This is a genomic window from Peribacillus sp. NPDC097198 (assembly GCF_044762055.1).
In the GTDB taxonomy this organism is placed as follows: domain Bacteria; phylum Bacillota; class Bacilli; order Bacillales; family DSM-1321; genus Peribacillus.
The window spans coordinates 325,842-346,877 of sequence record NZ_JBIWDO010000001.1 but is presented as its reverse complement, the minus strand read 5'-3'; the positions used below and the strand labels follow the sequence as shown (position 1 = coordinate 346,877).

At 40.0% G+C, this 21,036-nt stretch carries 13 protein-coding genes; 4 read left to right on the top strand and 9 right to left on the bottom strand.

Features of this window, described 5'->3' with window-relative positions; all coding sequences use genetic code 11:
• Positions 1-133: 133 nt before the first annotated feature.
• The gene (locus ACIQXQ_RS01670) at positions 134-1,348 is read left to right on the top strand and encodes a right-handed parallel beta-helix repeat-containing protein (protein WP_402954743.1); all 1,215 of its coding nucleotides are present in this window, start codon (positions 134-136) and stop codon (positions 1,346-1,348) included.
• Between the two features lie 99 nt (positions 1,349-1,447).
• Here ACIQXQ_RS01670 and ACIQXQ_RS01665 read toward each other — a convergent pair whose 3' ends face one another.
• The 4 genes from ACIQXQ_RS01665 to ACIQXQ_RS01650 form a co-directional block, all read right to left on the bottom strand.
• Positions 1,448-2,023, bottom strand: a complete 576-nt coding sequence (locus tag ACIQXQ_RS01665) for an undecaprenyl-diphosphatase (protein WP_402954740.1) — start codon at positions 2,021-2,023, stop codon at positions 1,448-1,450.
• A gap of 113 nt (positions 2,024-2,136) precedes the next feature.
• Positions 2,137-3,558, bottom strand: coding sequence for an alkaline phosphatase (locus tag ACIQXQ_RS01660; protein WP_402954737.1), 1,422 nt, complete (start codon positions 3,556-3,558; stop codon positions 2,137-2,139).
• 88 nt (positions 3,559-3,646) lie between these two features.
• On the bottom strand, positions 3,647-6,526 hold the full coding sequence (locus ACIQXQ_RS01655; protein WP_402954734.1) for a YhgE/Pip family protein: 2,880 nt from the start codon (positions 6,524-6,526) through the stop codon (positions 3,647-3,649).
• 462 nt (positions 6,527-6,988) lie between these two features.
• Entirely contained in the window at positions 6,989-7,645 is a 657-nt protein-coding gene (locus ACIQXQ_RS01650; RefSeq protein ID WP_402954731.1) for a C40 family peptidase, read from the bottom strand.
• Between the two features lie 241 nt (positions 7,646-7,886).
• Here ACIQXQ_RS01650 and secA2 point away from each other — a divergent pair, with 241 nt between their 5' ends.
• Together secA2 and ACIQXQ_RS01640 are read left to right on the top strand one after the other, a co-directional pair.
• On the top strand, positions 7,887-10,268 hold the full coding sequence (secA2, locus tag ACIQXQ_RS01645) for an accessory Sec system translocase SecA2 (RefSeq protein WP_402954728.1): 2,382 nt from the start codon (positions 7,887-7,889) through the stop codon (positions 10,266-10,268).
• Positions 10,268-11,149, top strand: a complete 882-nt coding sequence (locus ACIQXQ_RS01640; RefSeq protein WP_402954725.1) for an accessory Sec system S-layer assembly protein — start codon at positions 10,268-10,270, stop codon at positions 11,147-11,149. The genes secA2 and ACIQXQ_RS01640 overlap by 1 nt, the downstream gene beginning before the upstream one ends.
• A 112-nt stretch (positions 11,150-11,261) precedes the next feature.
• Here ACIQXQ_RS01640 and ACIQXQ_RS01635 read toward each other — a convergent pair whose 3' ends face one another.
• The 5 genes from ACIQXQ_RS01635 to ACIQXQ_RS01615 all read right to left on the bottom strand — a co-directional run bounded on the left by ACIQXQ_RS01635 (position 11,262) and on the right by ACIQXQ_RS01615 (position 18,532).
• Complete coding sequence (locus tag ACIQXQ_RS01635; RefSeq protein WP_402954722.1) at positions 11,262-11,669, bottom strand: hypothetical protein; 408 nt, start codon at positions 11,667-11,669, stop codon at positions 11,262-11,264.
• Positions 11,670-12,106: 437 nt separating this feature from the next.
• On the bottom strand, positions 12,107-13,033 hold the full coding sequence (locus ACIQXQ_RS01630; RefSeq protein WP_402954719.1) for an LCP family glycopolymer transferase: 927 nt from the start codon (positions 13,031-13,033) through the stop codon (positions 12,107-12,109).
• Positions 13,034-13,238: 205 nt separating this feature from the next.
• Positions 13,239-15,017, bottom strand: a complete 1,779-nt coding sequence (locus ACIQXQ_RS01625) for a M14 family zinc carboxypeptidase (protein WP_402954716.1) — start codon at positions 15,015-15,017, stop codon at positions 13,239-13,241.
• 126 nt (positions 15,018-15,143) lie between these two features.
• Entirely contained in the window at positions 15,144-16,193 is a 1,050-nt protein-coding gene (locus ACIQXQ_RS01620; protein ID WP_402954713.1) for a C40 family peptidase, read from the bottom strand.
• Positions 16,194-16,381: 188 nt separating this feature from the next.
• The gene (locus ACIQXQ_RS01615) at positions 16,382-18,532 is read right to left on the bottom strand and encodes a S8 family serine peptidase (RefSeq protein WP_402954710.1); all 2,151 of its coding nucleotides are present in this window, start codon (positions 18,530-18,532) and stop codon (positions 16,382-16,384) included.
• Between the two features lie 263 nt (positions 18,533-18,795).
• Between ACIQXQ_RS01615 and ACIQXQ_RS01610 the strand changes: the two genes are divergently transcribed.
• On the top strand, positions 18,796-21,000 hold the full coding sequence (locus tag ACIQXQ_RS01610; protein WP_402954707.1) for a PA14 domain-containing protein: 2,205 nt from the start codon (positions 18,796-18,798) through the stop codon (positions 20,998-21,000).
• Positions 21,001-21,036 lie beyond the last annotated feature (36 nt).

Below are 21,036 nucleotides of genomic sequence, written 5' to 3'. Positions count from 1 at the left end.
ATTTTAGAAAATAATGGGGTTTTTATAGCTGAATCTACTCATAACAAACGAATGAATGATATTATAGGGAAGTATGTTAAAAAATGACTTTATTAATATGGAGAATTAAACAGGAAAAAGGAGAGTTTGCTACATGAGAAAGAGGATTGGATTTTTATGGATAGCCGCTATGTTATTGGTTAGCGTGTTATTGCCTACATATTCAGCAGAGGCAGCGGCAAAACCAACTTATACCATATCGCCAACAAGCAAAACCTATAAGAATAATATGATGAATTTTTCTACATATAACTCGTATACGAAGCATTATTATTTATTGCGTTCATACCTTGAAGAGTTAGAGAAAAAAGGTGGCGGTACGCTTGTCCTGAAAAAAGGTACGTATACAATCAGTAATACACTCTATGTTCCTTCGAACGTAACAATCAAGATGAAGGATGGCGTAAAGCTGGTTAAAGGAAAGAAAACGGGAACGAACCAGTTCGTTGCAGCCAAATCCATGTTCCAACTTATAAGGCCATCCAAGTCCTCTAAGAAGGGTGTGTATGGAAAATATAATGGAGAGAAGAATATATCCTTCATCGGCGAAGGTAATGTTACTGTCGATTTAAAGTATATAGAAGACAGCATCGCCATCATCATGGGTCATAATAAAAACATCAAGGTGGAGAATATCCATTTTAAGAATATGTTCTCCGGCCATTTTATTGAAATGGATGCCTCGGATCATGTCATGATCCGTAAGAATACGTTTATAGATTCGAAAGTATCCAAAAATGTAAATAAAGAAGCGATTAATATTGATACACCAGACAGAACCACGCTTGGGTGGAGCCAAACTTGGAGTAAGTTTGATAAAACAGCCAACAAACATATTACCATCGAAAATAATACGTTCAAAAATCTTGATCGTGCGATAGGGACTCATAAGTATTCCGGCGCAAAATATCATGATAAAGTAGTTATCCAAAAAAATAACATAGAGAAAACACGTAGCGATGCGATTCGGGTTATGAATTGGTCTGATGCACAAATCATTAACAATACAATAAAAAATGTGGAAAACGGCGAGCCTGGAACACGAGGGATTTTAGCCAGTGGTGCGAAAAACCCGACATTCAAGAATAATACATTTCAAAAAGTTGGCCGACCTGTTCAATTTACCACCTGGAAGAATGCAGGACCAGGTTCTCAATACGATATTACTTACAATGTATTAAGTAAGAAAAACAAACAAGATCTTTCAAAGAATCTAGCGATAAATACCGCAGAAAATTTTATCCGGATCAATAACAAATATAATGAATATATCTTATATACCGAAAAAATCTACCTTGTCTCAAAATAGACTAACAAACCAGCTATGATTAAATTCCTAAAGAAGATGTCTTTCATGAGTAGTAAACAAAAAACTGCTAGTTGAATTCAACTAGCGGTTCTTATGTGTTTATAAATCTGCCGATTTAGTTTTTTCTACATTCTCTTGCTTATTCAAAAGACGCTGAATGTTCTTTGATTTTGGGAAGACTTTGTAAACAATAAATGATACGGCCATGCTAATCAATGCGCCGACAAGAACATCAGCGGGATAATGAACGCCTACCCCTACACGCGATATTCCCACAAGTACTGCTACAATCAACCATAAAAAACGATATCGGCTTTTGCTGAATAACCAGAAGGTCATGCAAAAGGAAAAGAAGAGGATGGTGTGATCGCTAGGAAAAGAATTATTGATATCTTTCTCTATCAATTTATTCACATCGTCCAAAACGGAAAATGGTTGATAATTGGTATGGAGGTTGCTCACTAGTTTCCCCACTACCTCTGCCAAAATAAATGTAAGGCCTGCACATACAACCATCAATCTATTCCTACCATTACGTGTAAAAAAGAAAACGACAACAGCCAAAGCTAAGAAATACAATGAATAGTCAGCAAGAAAAACAAACACTGGATTTAGATAAACGTGCTCTTTTCCTAAATCATTAATCATCCTAAATAACGTGATATTCAATTCCAAAATGGTCTTTTCCTTTCTATGTAAACTTGATATATGAATCATTATAATACATGTTTGATCCTTTTTGGCTAAAGCATGAAATATAAAAAACTAGGGCTGACTATGTGTCAACCCTAGTTTTGTAATAGTTGTTGGCCTGGGGTAAAGGGAACGCCGGCCGCTTTTGCAATGATTTGTGAGATGTCCGTATTGTCGAGTACGCCGTCGAATGCCTCACTTCCAGGTCCGGTTGCAAAGACAGGTACCATATTGGCGGTGTGCCCTCCTGTCGAACTGGCTGCACGTATACTTCGGTCCGCTACTCCAGCTTTATAATGCTTGGCGATGGTACTGCCGATTTCCCAATCGATGCTGTGCTGCGGGTAGACAAGCGTTCTATTGCTTCTTACGTGATTGATGAATTGTTGAGCTTCTTCAGGTGTAAGAGAGATGTGGGCATAGTTCTTGAATACGGAAATGACGCTGTTTGGTTCGATTTTATTGTCTTTATCAAAGGTAAGCTGCTTGGCCATATACTGAGTAGATACTTTGATTTTTTTCAATGCAGCAATGTCCATCGTCTCCGATGCGGAGATTCCCATCGTTTCATGGTCAGCCAACACGACAATCAAGGTATCCTTCCTTTGCTTTGCCCATTCCACAGCCTTCTTTACCGTCTGGTCTAACTCAATCGTTTCCCTCCAAATCCCCGTATAGTCTGCGGCATGTTCCATTGAATCGATGCGTGCCCCTTCCGCCATTAAAAAGAACCCGTTGTCACTTTGAGATAAGACATCAAGTGCTTTTGCCGTCATTTCGGAGAGTGTGGGCTCCTGTGAGTGGACCACTTCTCTATCCAGCTTGAAATTCATATAGGTGGGGTGGAATAGCCCTAGCAGTTTTTTAGGGTGTTGAACGGAAGCAAGTTCTTCCTTATTTGCCGTAAACGCATAACCGGCTTCTTTAAATTTGGAAACCAGGTCGACGCCATTTTGCCTTTCCTCCTCGAAATAGGAAGCACCACCGCCAAGAATGACGTCAATCCGGTGATCAAAGAGCTGCCGGGCAATCTGGGAACCACCTGTCCAGCGATTTTTTACGCTGGCTCCGAAAGCGGCGGGGGTGGCATCGACGACCATATTAGTGGAAATGAGCCCGACTTTTTTTCCGTGTGCTTGAAAGGCATCAAGAACGCTGTCGATCTCTACTCCAGTCGAGTCAACCCCGATCGATTCGTTATTGGTCTTGATGCCAGTGGCGATGGCTGACCCTCCGGCCGCTGAATCGGTCACATAATTATTAGCGGAATAGGTGCGCATCAGGGCGACATGTTCTAACTTTTCCATATGAAGCACCCCGGATTTACCATATTCGAATTGGCGGGCAACTTCGATGGCCCCTACACCCATGCCATCGCCAATGAGCAGGATTACATTTTTGGGAGGCTTTTGAGCTTGTCCATGAATCGGGTAGGCCAGGAAAATGAGGAGGAGGGATACTAATGCTAGACCATACGGGCGTATGAATAGTTGAATGCTTCTGATTTTATTAGTCATGTGGAATCCTCCATTTGATGTATGTCTTTCTATTATTAGTAGAGATCCATAAAAAAAACCTTCCTGAATATCAGGAAGGTAAAATCTTTTATGCTGCAACATCTGCACGTTCTGAATTTCTACCGGACTTGAACCAAATAACAGCCAGGGAAAGGGCAGCGAACAAGACAAGGAATATGGCAAGAACGCTGACGCTTGACCAGAATAAATCATAGTTATTAAGAGTGATGACTGATTTAAAGCCGTTAATCGAGTACGTAAGTGGTAAGAAATTACTTAATGTTTGCAATCCTTCTGGAAGCATATGAACCGGTAAGCTTGAACCTGTTGTGGATAGCTGTAAAACTAAGAATGCAAAAGCGATGAAACGCCCGATATTTCCAGCTAAAGCCACTAGGAAGAACACGATGGCCAAGAAGGTTAAGCTGATGAATACCGAGAATAGGATTAACATGATCCCGTTTGTAAAGGTTGATTTTAAATAGAAGGAAGCGAAAACAGATGCAATGAGCGCCTGGGCTATCGCAAGCACTGCCATGTTTCTGAATTGGATCGCGTACCATCTAAATGCGGAGCCCTCTGTCACCGTTGGCAATTGTAAGTTGAAGAGACAAGCCATGACCAAAACTCCTACGAATAATGCTAACGAAAGGATATATGGAGCATTCGCATAACGGTATCCAGGGAATGTATTGATGGATTTTCCACTCAATTCCACTGGTGCCGCAAACATGGCAATGTTCTTTTCATCCGTGTTAATGGCACTTAATTTATCAGCACCGCCAGATAAGCCGGTTGTCAATGTCTTACTGCCATCTTTGATTTGTCCGACACCACCGTCTACTTGTTGGACACCATCGGATAAAGTGCCCCAACCTGTTTTCACGGTTTTCGTGCCGTCACTCACTTGCGTCATTCCGTTATCCAGTTTGTTTGCACCAATTGTAAGGTCGTTCCATCCCGCTTTCACGGTTTGGTTACCTGCGGCAAGCGTGCCCGTTCCAGCGGCAAGCTTACCAGCACCTTCCGCTAGAGTACTTGTTCCAGAAGCAAGGGTCTTTGTACCGTTAGCAAGCGTGCCAGCCCCGGCTACAAGATCCTTACTGCCTTTAGCGAGAGTTCCGGTTCCAGCTGCAAGGTCTTTACTTCCTTTTGCAAGTGTTCCGGTTCCAGTCACAAGGTCTTTAGTGCCGTTAGCAAGAGTTCCCGTTCCGGCTGCAAGATCTTTACTGCCTTTAGCGAGCGTGCCAGTGCCAGCTACGAGGTCCTTACTACCAGAAGCCAAAGAGGCTGTTCCAGCTGCAAGAGTTGTGGTACCTGCCGCTAATGAGCCTGTTCCTGTTGCAAGTTGGCTAGCTCCAGTGGAGAGATCCCCTGCACCTTTAGCAAGAGTTTGCGTTCCTCCGTATACTTGCTTTTGTCCTGCTACTAAAGTATTTAGCCCAGCTTCTAGAGTGTTAGCCCCGGTTGATGCGTTGGCTAATCCTCCTGATATCTGATCAGCTCCCGCTACTAAACCAGGAGTTTTTTCCGCTAATAGCCCGAGACCGCCAGCAACCTGTTGACTTCCTACTAATAGCTTTTGGAAATCTGGACTTGCCTTAAGTCCAGGTACTTGCTCGGCAAGTTGGGCTAAGCCGGCTGCAACAGTATTAGCGCCTGGGGCTAATTGTTTTACTGCAGAGTTTACGTCCGAAGCACCTGTAGAAACTCCTTTGCTACCTTCAGCTAGAGTCGAAATGCCTGCCTTTAATGTATTACTTCCTGCTTCCGCACTTGTTAAACCATCTAATACTTGCTTCGCGCCACCTTGTAATGAAGTGGCTCCATTCACTAATTCTTTTGTTCCACTATTCAATTTTTGGGCTCCATCATTGACTTGACTAGCGCCACCCTTCAGAGAAGCAGCACCTGCTTGTAAAGAACTGGCACCCGCATTCAGTTTTTGAGCTCCATCATTGACTTGATTAACCCCACCGTTTAATTGCTGAGCCCCGGCATTCAGAGAAGTGGCACCAGTGTTCAACTTTTGAGCTCCATCGTTAACCTGACTAATACCGCCATTGAGTTTTCGGGCCCCGTTATTGACTTGGTTCGCACCACTATTCAGTGCTTGCGCTCCATTATTAAGCTTGCCTGCACCAGCGTTTAACTCATTGGCACCAGCATCTAATTTTCTAGCTCCGCCATTTAAGGTCTGAGCGCCATTGTCTACTTGTTTAGCACCATCCGCTAACTTGCCGATGTCTCCCTGTTTACCAGCAAGAGAGCTATACATCACGCTTGTTCCAGCTTTTAATTCTGCTGCCCCACTCGCAAGCCTTGCGATGTCTGGTGCCTTTTGTTTCAGGGAGTCAAGGATTTGAGCGGTACCATTTTTCAGTTCTCCGGCTCCATCATTGATTTTTTGAGAACCATCTGCCCCATCTTTGAAACCGTTTTCAATATCGCCCAGTTGATTGAGCAAGCTTGTCGTATAAGTGGCTGTCACCTTATCCGCCAAGCTTTCACGAATACGTTCTGTAGCACTTTTGGTTACTTGAGCAGCCATAAAGTGTAGCCCTTCATTTTGTGTATAGATCAATTCAGGTTTTACCGGATTTGTATCCAAGACTGTTGTTACATTCTGTGAGAAGTTTTCCGGAATTTCAATGACCATGTAGTAATCGGTATTATCTAACCCTTTTTTAGCGGTCTTTTCATCAACGAAGTCCCAGCCAAGGGTATCGCCAGACCGCAACTCAGCTACTAAATCATTGCCGACATTAATCGGTTTCCCACCTGAAGTGCCCCCTATATCCTTATTGACGACAGCGACAGGTAGTCTGGATAAATTGTCGTAGGGCCCCCATTTTGCAGTAAGTATAAGTGCTGCGTAGATAAATGGGATTAATAAGACAGCGACGATAGCGATGATCCATCCCGTCCTATTTTGGGAGCCGCCAAACTGAAATCCTGATTCTTTCATACATAACCCCCTATAAACTCTTATTTTTTAAAGGATGACTGGGAGCCGTCCAATCAAACTTTTATAAGTATATTCTGACCATTTATTCTAATTCCTTCTTATTTTTGACAAAATATTATTCGGAATTAGATATTTTTAGGATTAAAGTTTCATAAAATAGTAATTATTTGGACAAACAAAAGATACTAAAGTAGGATTTTAATTTAAATTTCTTTATGAACAATGCATATGAATGGTTATTCATTCACTTTTTGAGTGATTTAATAATTAAGATACTTATCTTTAAAACCTGAATAACAATTCTAAAAAAACAATAAGTATTTTTACGAAATCGTATGAAATGTTAGTTTACAGAGTTCTAATATATGAAGATAGTCGGAAATCACTTATAGTGCAGAAATGAAAAAGAGTGTACTGAAAAAAGAAGGTTCACTGAAATTCATTTCAGTGAACCTTCTTTTTTTATAGGGTTTTTGACCCGATATATTTCGGCTTCCAGTAGGAGTTGTCCATGCTTGAGATGCTAACTCCTCTAGAAGTGGCAGAATGGATGAATTGATTATCACCTATGTATATTCCAACATGTGAAACACGTTTGCCATTTTTAAAGAATACAAGATCCCCTGGTTCGGGTTCTGATGTTTTCAAACCAACTTTAGAATACAAATCTGCAGCTGTACGTGGCAAGACGACATCTTGTGACTTTTCAAAGACATAGTAGATGAACCCAGAACAATCGAAACCTTTGGGAGAAGTTCCGCCCCATCTATATGGTACACCCATATATTTCTTAGCTTTTTCTATTAATTTGTCATTATCTATGTTGTATACGCCCAAGGCATTAAAGGTCGATCGGTTGGATATCCCATTTTTCTTTAACTTGTGGTCTTTTTGAAAAGCCTTTACTGCCTTTGTAGTAGATTCATTATAATTATTTGAGTAGGAGCCTGATGGTTTATAGTAACCTTTAAACTTCAGAAGTTTTTGAAGTTGGCGTACGTCGGAATGTTTCATTTTCGGTTCTAACGTTTGATCACCAATATTAGCAGATGCTTGATGCTGTAGAGGTGAAAGCAATAAGACGGCAGCGACAACTAGACTACTAAATAACTTTTTCAATGAATTTTCCTCCTGAAACAAATATTGGTTCTTACATAGTAATATAGTCTTGTTACAATAAACGACATTTTACATTACATTTCTGTTACAAAAGTCAAATTATGCATAAAAAAGTGAGCATTAAACCTTTAATTCTATTAATTACTTCATATAGGTAATTATTGCTAACACTCCAGTTTATAACTATATATGATATAATTTCTATAGTGCATTCAATTGATTTTATAGGAGAGAAAACCCTATGTTAACTGGTATGAAAAAGATATTTAATGAGAGTTCTAAAGACTTAAAGCGAATTTATAAGCTTGTAGATAATGTGAACCAACTAGAGGGAAAGTTTGAAAAATATTCGGATCATGAATTAAGAGGTATGAAAGATACGTTTAGAAGTTTGCTAGCTTCTGGAAAAACGTTAATGGATATTCAAGCTGAGGCTTTTGCCGTAGTGCGGGAAGCATCGAAACGTGTATTGGGTCTACGGCACTATGATGTTCAGCTCGTAGGTGGGTTTGTCTTGAATGAGGGTGCAATCGCTCAAATGAATACGGGTGAAGGGAAAACTCTTGTTGCAACCTTGCCGAGTTATTTACATGCATTGGAAGGTAAAGGCGTCCATATTATCACGGCAAATGAGTATCTCGCCAGCCGGGATAAGGATTTGATGGGGCAGGTGCATGAATTTTTGGGTCTGACAGTCGGCTTGAATATTTCACAAATGGCTCCTTCTGCAAAGCAGGAAGCCTATGCTGCAGACATTACCTATGGGACAGGTACGGAATTCGGTTTCGATTACCTTCGGGATAATATGGTCTTTCGAAAAGAAGAGAAAGTGCAAAAAGGACATCGATTTGCCATTGTCGATGAGATTGACAGCATCTTGATTGATGAAGCAAGGACCCCGTTAATCATTGCAGGCAAATCAAGCGATGGAACTGAGCTGTTTCATATTACTGCTCAGATTATGAAGTCGTTTAAAGAGGATGAGGATTTTGAGGTTGCTAACGAATCAAGGGCTACCTTTTTAACAGATCAAGGCGCATCCAAGATTGAAAAGGCGTTCGGAGTAGATAACTTATATGATATAGAGCATCAAGAGCTACTGCATAATGTGACGCAAGCGCTTAAAGCACATGCCATTATGAAATTGGATGTCGATTATATCGTCAAGGATGGACAGATATCCTTGATAGATAAATTTACTGGCAGGGTGATGGAGGGCCGAAGTTTTAGTGAAGGTCTCCATCAGGCCATTGAAGCAAAGGAAGGCTTGGAGATTTCTGAAGAGAATGAAACCCAGGCTACAATTACCATCCAAAATTATTTCCGTTTATATCATTCACTTTCAGGGATGACGGGAAGTGCCATGCCTTCGAAAAAGGAGTTTTGGGAAACCTATCAGCTGCCTGTTATTGAAATTCCAACGAATAAGCCCATTCAACGACAGGATAAACCAGATTTAATCTTTAAAGATGAATTAAGTAAAATCAAAAAAATCGTTTCAGAAGTAACACGTATCCATAATGAAGGAAGGCCAATTTTGATTGGAACGACTTCCATTGAGCAATCGGAAACGTTGTCCATTCATTTGAAGAAAGAAACAATCCAACATCAGATCCTCAATGCGAAAACGGAAAAAGGCGAAGCGGAAATTATCGCCAAGGCCGGACAAAAGGGTCAAGTAATGTTAGCAACGAACATGGCTGGAAGAGGTACGGACATTTTGCTGGATGAAGATGTTAAGGAATTGGGCGGTCTTCATATTATCGGTACGGAGCGACATGAAAGCAATCGTATCGATATGCAGCTACGTGGTCGTTCGGGTCGGCAAGGTGACCCGGGCTCTACACAATTTATCATTTCTTTAGAGGACGATTTGTTTGTCTACTATGAGGAAGAAGAAATTGAACGGTACGTAAAGAAAGTTAAAACAGATGAAACCGGTTTGGTCGTAAGTCCTGCTCCGGAAAAATTCGTGAAAATGGTTCAGGAAACGATTGAGCAAACACATCAGTCTAGCCGTAATCATTTGCTGAAATTGGAACACGCTTTAAATGAGCAAAGTAAAATTATCTATTCGATGAGAGATCGGATTCTGGATATGGAAACGGATCAAATGTTTACAATTCTCCTTGAATATATTGAGAATTACATCCGTAAGCTCGTGGCGAAGTATTATCCTGAATATATGGAAGAGCCGAATTCGAAGGCTTTTATTGAAGAGCTGTCCCTTGTCTACTTATCGTTGGATTGGAAAGAGGACGATTTGCAAGGTCTTAACCGTTCTGAAGTGGAAGCAAAGGCACTTACTGCATTCAATGAAATGGAACCTATGTTGTTGACTTTACAAGAGGATGCTGAGTGGGGAAGCCGGTTACGTGCCTTTATGTTGAAACAAATTGATACGAACTGGATGAGTCATTTAGACGAAATGAATAGAGTGAAGGAAGGCATAGGGTTAAGCGGGTATGGTCAACAAGACCCTTATATGTTATTCGAAAAAGAAGCGCTTGTTCAATTCGAACAACTTATAGGTCAAATCGAGTCAGGCATCAGTGTCCACTTTATGGAGTATGTAAAAAGCCAAAGGGATCAAGAAGAACTTGATGAAAAGGGGGAAGAATAATGGGTCTGTTTAGTAAAAGTGGAAAGGCAAAAGAAAAAGTCAAAATCGAAACAGCAACAGCGGAAGAGTCTGTCTCAAATGCAGAAGATGCGATCTATACTACCTTGGTTTTTCATGATGACTCTGATTTTTCCAAGCAAGAAAAGTATGTTTACCAGTTCCACCATCAACAATTGCCGTCATTAAAACCAAATCAAATTTCCATTTCAGGAGTTAAATTATCAAGGTTTGAAGAGGAAGTAGTTATTATGGCCTTCATCCGTAATACATTAGATAAAGCGGTCCGCTTTGAAGTAGTGGATTTATTATTATTGGATGAAAACGGGCAAGCTTTGGCGAAGAAGTCATTTGATTTATCGGAAATGGGCGAAATCCCTGCTGTTTCTTGTATGCCATGGAGCTTCTTATTTGAAGAAGAAGATACCTTAGCCGAGATTCCGGACAATGGCTGGAAGATAGCTTTTGAACTGAAAAATCAGGCGCCTCAAGAACATGCATTGGATTTGGCACCAACATGGAGAGAGCAGCTTTCGGATGCTCAACAGAAGAATCTGCAACAACTTGTTGCCGGGTTACCCAAGCTTAACCAAGGCGAAGTGAACTTCATGGGACTAGCAGCTACGTTCAAGGAGAATGATCAATTAGCCGTCACGGTTTTAATTCGGAATGGTAGTGAAAAGCAAATTAAGATTGAAAAACTGCCATTGATTGTAGAGGATGCGGATGGAGATCAAGTTTGCCAAGGTGGTTTTTCCCTTGATAACTTTGAAGTGAAATCAAATACAAGTAAGCCCTGGACGTTTATTTTTCCAGGAGAACTCGTGAAAAAGAAAAATCCTGATTTATCACGGTGGAAAGTATATCCGCCTAGTTCTGTATAAAGATCCTGAAAAGCCCTCATAAGCGATGAGGGCTTTTATGGTCCCATAAAAGTTAAACAGTTATGAGATTAAGAATATTTAGGTTTTTTAGGTTTCAAGTTTTTTGGGGGAATCAAGAAAATTCCGGCCAGTTTTTTTGTACTTGATCGCCTTCAATTTTCACAAGGGTTCGATAGTTCAAGGGTAATAGCTCGTTTTCTCCCTTACCGGTATGTGGTAGGGCTAATTCAAAAGGGATCAAAGTGAATTCTTCTTCCGTTTCAGAAATAAGATACACACCTTTAATTTGTCCATGTTTCTCCATGTCCAAAGTCAAGAAGGCAGGGTAGTAGGTTTCATCATTAGCCATAAGTACGGCTTTAGCGGTAATAAGGTTATCTTCTTCCTTTTCCACATCCGGGTTACTCGTTTTCTCGAGAGTTTTTACCGCCCATCCTTGCTTCTTATAACCACCAATGATTTTAGGAGGATTCTCCTGCAACTTCTTTAAAAGATCATTTGTTTCGTCATGATTATCCATTTATGTTTTGTTCCCTCCAATGATAATTCGTTGTTATGGCAACTATGTAAAAAGCTTCAAATAATTCAATCATTAATATTATACCTATCTTTTTCTATTAGGTAAAATATCTATCTGACAAAATACTGAGTAGTCATGCTGTATCATGAATGTGTTCGCTTACAATTAATGATTCCGATTGCTTTGTATGAGAGGGTTCATTAGCCATTTGAAGGTTACTAGGTAGTTTAGTAAGAACTGACACCACATTAAAGTTAAAGTTTCTTTGGATTAGAGGGATGCCTATAGAATGTCGATGATTAGGCAGTACTATTCCATAGAATCCAAATTAAGAATGGTTGAAGGTTTAATGATTTAATCAAACGTTTGATTAAATTAGGGGAAGCCTTACCTGAGGTGATTGATTTGGAAAATGAGGGAGTGGCTCCCTCATTTTCTTATATGCCAAGATGCATCTTCAAACGATTTTGTGCTTCGGTTTTTGTTTCATCGGATACAATGTTATACCAAAGTCCATCAACTCGTTGGTTCTCTCCTGCAAGTGTAAATTGTTCAATATTATTGAGGGAAGATTTGTAGTTTTTCTGAATGCTTAACATTTCATTGAACGTTAAATTAGTTTCTACATTTTTTCCGATGGCTTTAAGGATATCATCATAATTGGTCAAAGTGGACAAGCTTGCGCCTTCTTTAATGACCGCTTGTATCACTTGTCGCTGTCTCATTTGTCGACCGAAATCACCGCGAGGATCTTCTTTTCGAATGCGGGAATATATCAAAGCTTCTTTACCATCTAAATCAATTGTTCCTTTTGCAAAGCTGTAATTTTTATAGTTGAGGTTCATATCATTATTGACTGTGATGCCGCCAACAGCATTAACAATGTCCTGGAAGCCCTTCATATTCATCTTTACGTAATAATCTATTGGTATATCTAAATAGGCTTCGACTGTGTTGATCGACATAGTAACGCCACCGTAGGCATAAGCATGGTTCATTTTCTCCGTTGTACCTCTCCCGATAATTTCTGTACGCGTATCTCGGGGGATGCTTAACAATTGAATTGATTCTTTTTTAGGATTTACTGTCATGACAATCATCGTATCTGAACGACCACTATCGTTCTTTCTTTCATCTACTCCTAGTATCAGTAATGAAAAGGGGTCCTTGTTTTTAAACATTATATCTTCGACGCGTTTATCTGTTTTATGCTCAGTACCCTGCATAGTGTTTATGGTTCCTAATAGGGACTGGTATATAGATGTTGCATAAGCTCCTCCACCAATGAAAAGGATAAGAAGGATGAATCCCAATACTTTTAACGATTTACGTTTTCTTTTCTTTTTTTTACGTTCTGATCTCATTTGTGTTCCTCCTCGAGCCATTCCACTTAAATAGAAAAGTGTGAAAAAATACCTAGATGGTATGTCTAATATACCTTTTTTTTACTAAAAAAAGAATAGTTTCTTTTTGTACATGCAGTACATATTTACCTTTTTTAAATGGGAAAAGCGAGGGAATCTAAATGACAAAGATTCCTTCGCTCACTGGGATTGGTGGTTATTCTTATTAAGCGTCTGAGCCGTCTTTTGGAACTTCAGAATCTGGGTCCGGAACTTCCGGGTCTTCAATTGGCACAGGCTGTTCAGGTACTGTCGGGACATCTGGTTCTAGCAGAAGAAGCTCATCTTCAATTGCTCTTAGCCTATTTTTGAACATAGTTTCTAGTTTTTTGTAGGAGTTAGTAGATTTTAATTTTTTATATTTAGTAATATTTTTTTTCACATCATCGTATTGTTCATTATCCACTTGTTCTTCCATATCCAATAATAATTCATATCTTGCTATATCGTAGTCTGCATTTTTCTTGTTGGTTTTAGCAGGAGTGACATATTTGAGTGTGGCCAATTTTTGAACACTCTTACTGAACATTTTTTTGATTTTATTTTCGGTAGTGCTGGTCTGCTTGACCAATTTATCATAGGTAGTAAATGTTGTACTATTTAGTTTTCCTGCTGTTAAGTGATCCGCTAACTTCTTATTTGTTTGAATAAGATCGTCTCCAGCATGAATAGCATTCATAAAGGCCAGAGAGTTATCGCGATATGATTTAGTCGTTTTTAATGCTGCATTTGGCTTTGTACGATATTTAGCGGGAAGCTTGGCGATTGCCTTTTCCTGTTTTTTAATTTCTTTATTCGTTTTGTTATATAGGGACAGATGTGCGCTGGTCACTTTCAATTTACTTTGGCTTTTAATGTCGGTAGAGTAATGGTTTTTTAATTTTGCTGCTGTCTTATTATATGTTTTGATTTGCGTGGTCACTTTATCACTAGCTGCAGTATTGCGGGTATCGTAAAGCTTGAATCCTTCTTGTGCTGTATATAGGCCGATGCTTGCATTTTGACTCCAGATTCTAGCGTAATTCCTAAGGGGTACATGGGTTTCACCAACTGCTGGCGACACTTCAATAGTGAAGGCTGGTTTTTTTTCTACATTGGAGAACCAGTCGCTGAAACCTCCACCGAATGATTTCGATTTAACCAAGCTATAGCCAGTTATTTTGCTCAGTTTACTTGCATATTTGGCATCTTGGGCATAACGGCTTCCGGTTTGCTGATACTTCCAGAAGATGATTTGTCCACTCGAATGGTATGAAATGGCCATTTCTGGGTCGATTTTATCTACAAATGATAGTAGAGCTTTCGTTTCGGATGCGACCGCCACTTTTGATCCGTTGTAATTTTTATAATAGGGAACCTTAGGACCACCAAGGTATTTCCAATTAGGACTATATTGTCGGTTTAAATCCACGCCTTTGGCATTGGCTTTCCAGCGCTTGAAATTCTTGCTGCCACCATTCATTTTAATGATTTTGGCATGGTCTTTTGTAGGAAAATATTTTAGACCGTATTGTTGTAAGGTGACCCCATCCGGGTTGACCATTGGCACAAACCAAATGGTCGTATTATTGAGAAGCTTTTTAACATTGTAGCCGTTTATGTTGGAGTTGCTTTTATATGCAGCGGCATATGTATCTAACATATCCATATTGAGATTGGTCGTGATCCATTCACGTGCATGGTGAGATCCATTAATGAAGACTTTGGATTCTCCTTTTCCAAGTGAGACAGCGTAGATATTACGACCGTATTCGGATTTCCCAATGACTTCTTTTTTGACTAGTCCTGGATAGGTCTGTTCTAGTTTTTTTATATCTTTTAACATTGTGGTAGTGGAATAGGTTTGGTTAGGATTAACAATTGACTTGGCAAAAGTAGAATTCGAGAATAGGAAAGTTCCACAGAGGACGATGAGTGAAAGTAATAAAAGACGAAATCTGGACATATTGTGCCACCTTTTCTAGTTAGTATCTAGTTAATAATGACTATATTAACATAAATAACTAAAATAAAATTATAATTTTTACATAAAAAATACCAGACTTATAGAAATATAGTCTGGTAAAAAGAATTATAGACTTCTGTAGCCTATAAGTTTGCTTTTGTAATAGGAGTTTGAAACGTTGTTAATCTCTATTCCATTGCTTGAAGAAGCATGAATGAATTGTCCATTTCCTAAATAGATGCCCATATGACTGACGACGGATTTACTTGATCCAGTAGCAAAGAAAACGAGATCACCTGATTTTGGCGAAGACACTTTCTTGCCCATATCATAATAGGTGGAAGAAGAAAGTCTGGATACTTCATAGCCTGCTTTTTTAAACGTGTAGTAAATGAATCCACTGCAGTCAAATCCTGAAGGGGAGGCTCCTGCCCAGGAATAAGGGGTGCCGATTAACTTTTTTGCTTCAGAAATGAGTGTATCCACTTTATTACCTGAGTCTGTTACTTTTTCAGGAGTTTCTACTGCAGAAGCTGGAGTTGCCGATTTAACCAGGGATAATTTCTGACCGATTCTTATAATGTCGGAGGTTAAGGAATTGTATGATTTAAGGTCAGCTACTGATATGTTTGCCTGTCTAGCGATTTTTGATAGGGTGTCGCCCTTTACAACGATATATGTATTCGAAGTGAGATTGACTTTAGGTGTTGAGACATTCGCTGGCTTGGCACTGCTCGGTAAATCAATGGTCGTGGTTGTTTTAGAGCTTGAAACAATCAGTTTATTACCGGCATATATCATGTCGGATTTCAGGTTGTTTAGTTTTTTTAATTCAGCGAGTGTAAGATTATGTTTGTTGGCGATTTTTGTTAACGTATCTCCAGGTACGATGGTATAAGTGGAGTTTTTTGTTTTTTCTACGGAAACTGACGCTGTTGTAGCTTTTATTTTAGTTGTTGTTTGAGATTTAGACGTAATAATCTTTTGATTGATCTTTAACATGTCTGATTGTAAGTTATTAAGTAGTTTTAACTCTTTTACGGTCGTCTTGTGTTTTTGGGCGATTTTGCTTAAGGTATCACCGCTTTTTACTGTATACGAGTTGGCAAGGGCTGGAGAAACAAAAGTCGAAGATAGGACGGCTAATGTCGAAATTGCAACGATACTCTTTTTCACGTATTCCACCTCTAACATGTCTTTTTCCCTATTCTAACAAACTAAATGGAAAAAAATATATTACATTTATGTTACATGGATAAAATGGTATAAATTAACTGACTTATTTTGTTGTAAAGTAGTTGTGTAATTTCAGTTGTTTTCTCCTATATTGTGAGTGTTTTTTCACCATGGTAAATGCATCTCACTCACTTTCCTATTCTTTTGTCGACTACTTTAAAAGGGGTGCTTGTTAATATGCGGGTATTTCCGGCGGTGTCGGTTAACTTTCCTTTAAACTGATAGGTTCCTTCTTTTGTATAGACATTATTGGATATCCTTCCATCCCAGGTAATTATATGATTTCCTTTTTGATGATTTCGCAACGATTCTAGTTTTTTTATGGTGTCACCTTTTGAATTGATAATGGAAATAGTAGAAGCAACCGATTCATTCTTTGTGATGGTTGTGGTGATTGTAGAAGCCCCCGTCATTTTAAAAACTGTGCTTGAATTTTTCATGGTTGCTTTAGGGGCTTTAGTATCAACGACTACCTTAAGTATCTTCTTCTTTCCTGTATGTTTATCCATATCAAGTAGTGAGGCTTGGAGCGAATAAACCCCATCCTTCGCCTGTTTATTGCTATTGGTTTTTCCATCCCAGAAAAGTGTGTTCTTCCCACCTTTGAAAGTCTTAGATTTTGATAGGGTATCTATTTTCAAACCGGTGTTATCCACTAGAGTTGATGTTAATACAGCAACTTTGTTCAGATGAAAAGGAATTTCCAATTGATCGCCTCCGAGTGGGGAATAACTAATTGATTTCTGATTGAAAGTAAGCTCAGGCGTTACCTCATCTTTTACCGTGACATACGTGCTCTTGGAAACACTATGTTTCTTGCTGGAAATCTTCACAGTGACTTTCACTTTCCCGGAAGGAGCATAGGAGCCATTATCCAATTTCCCGTCCCACTTCGTTGAAAAGACCTGCCCGTTCGACTTTTTATTCGTCACAAGTTTCCGGATGGGTTTATTGTTGGCATCATGAATGAAAACGGATATACTCGTTCCCTTTTTTGCCTTGAACGAAAGGGAAAGGGAATTCGTTCCGTCTTCGATCAGTGTCTGGCTTGATGTCGTCAGCTTTGATAAGGGTCCTGGAGTATGGGTCAATGCGTTATAGGCATCGACACGGCCATATCCATAGAAATCATCTCGGCCCATTACTCCAAGGTCCTTACTGGATGTTTGTAAGATATCCGCCACTTCTGCTGGAGTAAGGAATGGGTTCTTCGATAAAACCAATGCGGACACGCCGCTGACTACTGGAGCAGCCATGGAAGTCCCACTCATGACATCATAGGAATTCCAAGGAACGGTGGAGTAGATATCCAGACCAGGTGCAGCTAAATCGATAGATGCACCATAGTTGGAGAAATCAGCTTTCTTATCTTGTTTTGTTGTGGCGCTGACGCCTAATACATGCTCTAACGCGGCCGGATATTGTTCAGTCTTTGTATCCTCATTTCCGGCTGCAGCCACGATGAGGATCCCTTTCTTCCACGCACTTTGTATGGAGTAATCCAATACCTCTGTATAATCTTCCATTGTCAGGCTTAGATTGATGATATCGGCCCCCGATTTAACGGCATAATCGATCCCATCGACAATTGTGAAGATATCCGCCTCATTTTCACTGAATACGTTGACTGGAATGATCTTGACGTTCGGAGCGATCCCGGCGATTCCTTTTCCATTTAGGGAAGCACCGATAATGCCGGCAACATGGGTACCGTGGTCATTCGAAGGTAGCGTTTTATTGCTCCCGGTAACAGCATTGAATGGATTGATGATGTGGTCTTTCAGTTCGGGATGAGTGGCTTGGATGCCAGCATCAATGACGGCCACTTTAATGTCTGGCGATCCTTTGGTTAGGTCCCAAGCTGTATCCATATTGATTTTCTTTGCGTACCATTGTTTGGAGTAACCCGAATCTGTAGGAATATAACTCGTCCTCACTTTATAGTTGGGCTCTACCGCCTCTACCTCATCCCACTTTTTAAGAGAGGTGATGGCCTCTTGCCTATCCATTCCTTCATGGAGGGAAATGAGGGTGAAGTTTCCGTTTTGGATGGTTTGGAGTTCTTTTGCTTGAATGCTCTGTAATATGGATTCTTTAACGTTATAGGTAGTCTCCCTATCGAACTTAATGATTAGTTGCTCGGTTTGATAGCTTGTGGTGGAAGAAGACACTTGGTTCTGATTATCATTCGGCTTCGAATTCATTTCGGAACCATAGGCATGTGACCAGTCCGTCGAAAAGAATAGAAGGATAAAGAGCATGGGAATGCATTTTTTCATTAACATATTCCTCCTGAGTTGTTCTAGAAGATTCATATCTAAATAGTATCATGGATTGAAGCGTAACCTAGTATTTTCCTTTTGAGAAGTGTGTCGAATCACCTCTAAAAATGTCTATGAGTGATTCAACCTAGGTGGTTAGTACCCTATTTATGCTAAAATTACTCATTTTTCTTAACAATTTATGTATATATACGATATTATTAACAGTATATCGATAAAATTGGACTAGGAGTGAGTTAATTATCAAAACAAAGTGGTTAATGGTTGGCGTAGTTACCTTAGGATTGGTGTTATTTTCAAGCGGAGGATTTTCAGGGACGACTGCTGAGGCGAGCAGTGGTAAATGGAGCGTAATGTATTATCCGAAACTTAACTTCAAAGGAACCGCCGTCAAGAAGACGGTAAGTGATATCAATTTTGCCTGGGGCACTAAATCCCCGGCAGCAAAGATTCCGGTCAATAAATTTTCCGCTAAGTTGACGAAAACGCTTACGGTCAAAGAGGGCGCGAAATACCGTATTTCCGGAAAAGCGAATGACGGTGTAAGAGTCTATGTAAATGGTAAGAAAAAAGTAGACTATTGGAAAGATGGGTCTCATTCATTTAAGAAGGACCTTATGTTGGCAAAGGGAGATCATAAGGTGGAAGTGCAATATTATGATCAAAAGGGCAATGCATACTTGAATGCCGACGTTGAAAAGGTACCGGAGACCATCCCAACAGACAAATGGACAGGCTTGTTTTTCCCAAGTTCTAACTTCACGGGAACGCCAGTAAGTACCACGGCTAGCAATCTGAAATTTTCTTGGGGTTCAAAGGCACCCGTCGATAAAATAGCAAAAGGTACATATTCGGCCATCTATCAAAAGAAAGTGGTCGTGAAAAAAGATACGAAATACGTGTTGATGGGGAAAGCGAACGATGGCGTCCGCATTTATGTGGATGGCGTAAGGAAAGTAAACGAGTGGATGGATGGCACGCGTAACTTCGAAAAGAACCTCACGTTGAAAAAAGGGACTCATACGATAAAAGTAGAATACTATAATAAAAGTGGAAGTGCGCAATTAAATGTCGATCTTAAGGAATCCAAAGATGTTACGCCGCTTGAGAGATGGGCAGTGACCTTATATGGTAACCAGGATTTGACGGGGAACAAGGTCTATCAAAGTGCCGCTACATTGGACTATGATTGGGGCACGAAAAAGCCAGCCACTGGAATCCCGACCAATCATTTTTCAGCGATATTCGAGAAACGGACAAAGCTGACAAGCTCGGGTACGTATATCTTATCAGGCGGTGCTAATGATGGGATACGGGTATATGTAGATGGAACGAAAAAAGTAGATCAATGGAAAAATGGAACACATCCTTTTAACATAGAGATGAAATTGGATGCAGGCATTCATGTCATCAAAGTGGAGTACTATGACAATACGGGGTTTGCTAAAGTTAAGGTTGATTTAAAAGAGAAATCGAATATAACCAGGGCAGCAAAGTCCGGGTATAATGTGACCTTGGATTCCGCCCTGTCGAAGCAAATGTCGACTAACCCGCAAACTGATAAAAAATATGAAGCCTTCATCCCTGCAAGCAGTGTGAAACTTGCCTCGACGAAGACGAGCGGGACAACGAAGGAAAAGGTCAACATCATTACAACGGACTCCAGGAAATTAGGTTCGTTATCGAAGAACGCGAAGGTTACGATTCAAGATAATAAAACGATCGATAAGAAGAAGTATTATAAAATTGCAACGGGATGGGTGAGTGCTTCCAAAGCTGATACGAAGTATTATATGGATCCGAGTAACTTTACGAAATCGGATACGTCCTATTATCAATTTGCTAAACTATCAATGTTCTCCGCACTGAATGAAAGTGAAATCAATCAAAAAATCCTCCATGATAAGGGGATCTTGAAAGATCAAGCAAGTTCATTCTTAGAGGCTGGGTTCAAGTATGGCGTGAACGAAATCTATCTTATTTCCCATGCTAATCTTGAAACGGGCAGAGGGTCCTCAAGGCTGGCTAAGGGAATCAAAGTGAAAACGAAAAAAGACAGCAAAGGCAACATCGTTTATGCAGCCAATAAGGAAAAAGAGATAGTTGTATTGGCGGATGATGCGAAGGATTATGAAGCAAAGGTTTACAATATGTACGGAATCGGTGCCTATGATAGCTGCGCTTTGGAGTGCGGTGCAAGAAGGGCGTTCAATGAAGGCTGGACAACCCCAAGCAAGGCCATCGTGGAAGGTGCGCAATTCACAGCGGAAAACTATATTTATGCCGGTCAGGATACGCTTTATAAAATGAGATGGAATCCAGATCAGTTGGTGGAGAAAGGGTATGCCACCCATCAATATGCCAGTGATATTGGCTGGGCCGTTAAGCAGACCAAAAATTATGTGGAGCTTTATTCTCTACTCAATAGTTATACGGTCGTGTATGATGTTCCAAGTTATAAATAAACGAAAAAAAAGGTACCGCTCGGGTACCTTTTTTTT

What these genes read in the sequence shown, in the direction of transcription:
- ACIQXQ_RS01670 (WP_402954743.1), top strand. Translation starts at nt 134, where the DNA reads ATGAGAAAGAGGATTGGATTTTTATGGATAGCCGCTATGTTATTGGTT.
- ACIQXQ_RS01660 (WP_402954737.1), bottom strand. Translation starts at nt 3,558, where the DNA reads ATGACTAATAAAATCAGAAGCATTCAACTATTCATACGCCCGTATGGT.
- ACIQXQ_RS01655 (WP_402954734.1), bottom strand. Translation starts at nt 6,526, where the DNA reads ATGAAAGAATCAGGATTTCAGTTTGGCGGCTCCCAAAATAGGACGGGA.
- secA2 (WP_402954728.1), top strand. Translation starts at nt 7,887, where the DNA reads ATGTTAACTGGTATGAAAAAGATATTTAATGAGAGTTCTAAAGACTTA.
- ACIQXQ_RS01640 (WP_402954725.1), top strand. Translation starts at nt 10,268, where the DNA reads ATGGGTCTGTTTAGTAAAAGTGGAAAGGCAAAAGAAAAAGTCAAAATC.
- ACIQXQ_RS01635 (WP_402954722.1), bottom strand. Translation starts at nt 11,669, where the DNA reads ATGGATAATCATGACGAAACAAATGATCTTTTAAAGAAGTTGCAGGAG.
- ACIQXQ_RS01630 (WP_402954719.1), bottom strand. Translation starts at nt 13,033, where the DNA reads ATGAGATCAGAACGTAAAAAAAAGAAAAGAAAACGTAAATCGTTAAAA.
- ACIQXQ_RS01625 (WP_402954716.1), bottom strand. Translation starts at nt 15,017, where the DNA reads ATGTCCAGATTTCGTCTTTTATTACTTTCACTCATCGTCCTCTGTGGA.
- ACIQXQ_RS01615 (WP_402954710.1), bottom strand. Translation starts at nt 18,532, where the DNA reads ATGAAAAAATGCATTCCCATGCTCTTTATCCTTCTATTCTTTTCGACG.
- ACIQXQ_RS01610 (WP_402954707.1), top strand. Translation starts at nt 18,796, where the DNA reads ATGGTTGGCGTAGTTACCTTAGGATTGGTGTTATTTTCAAGCGGAGGA.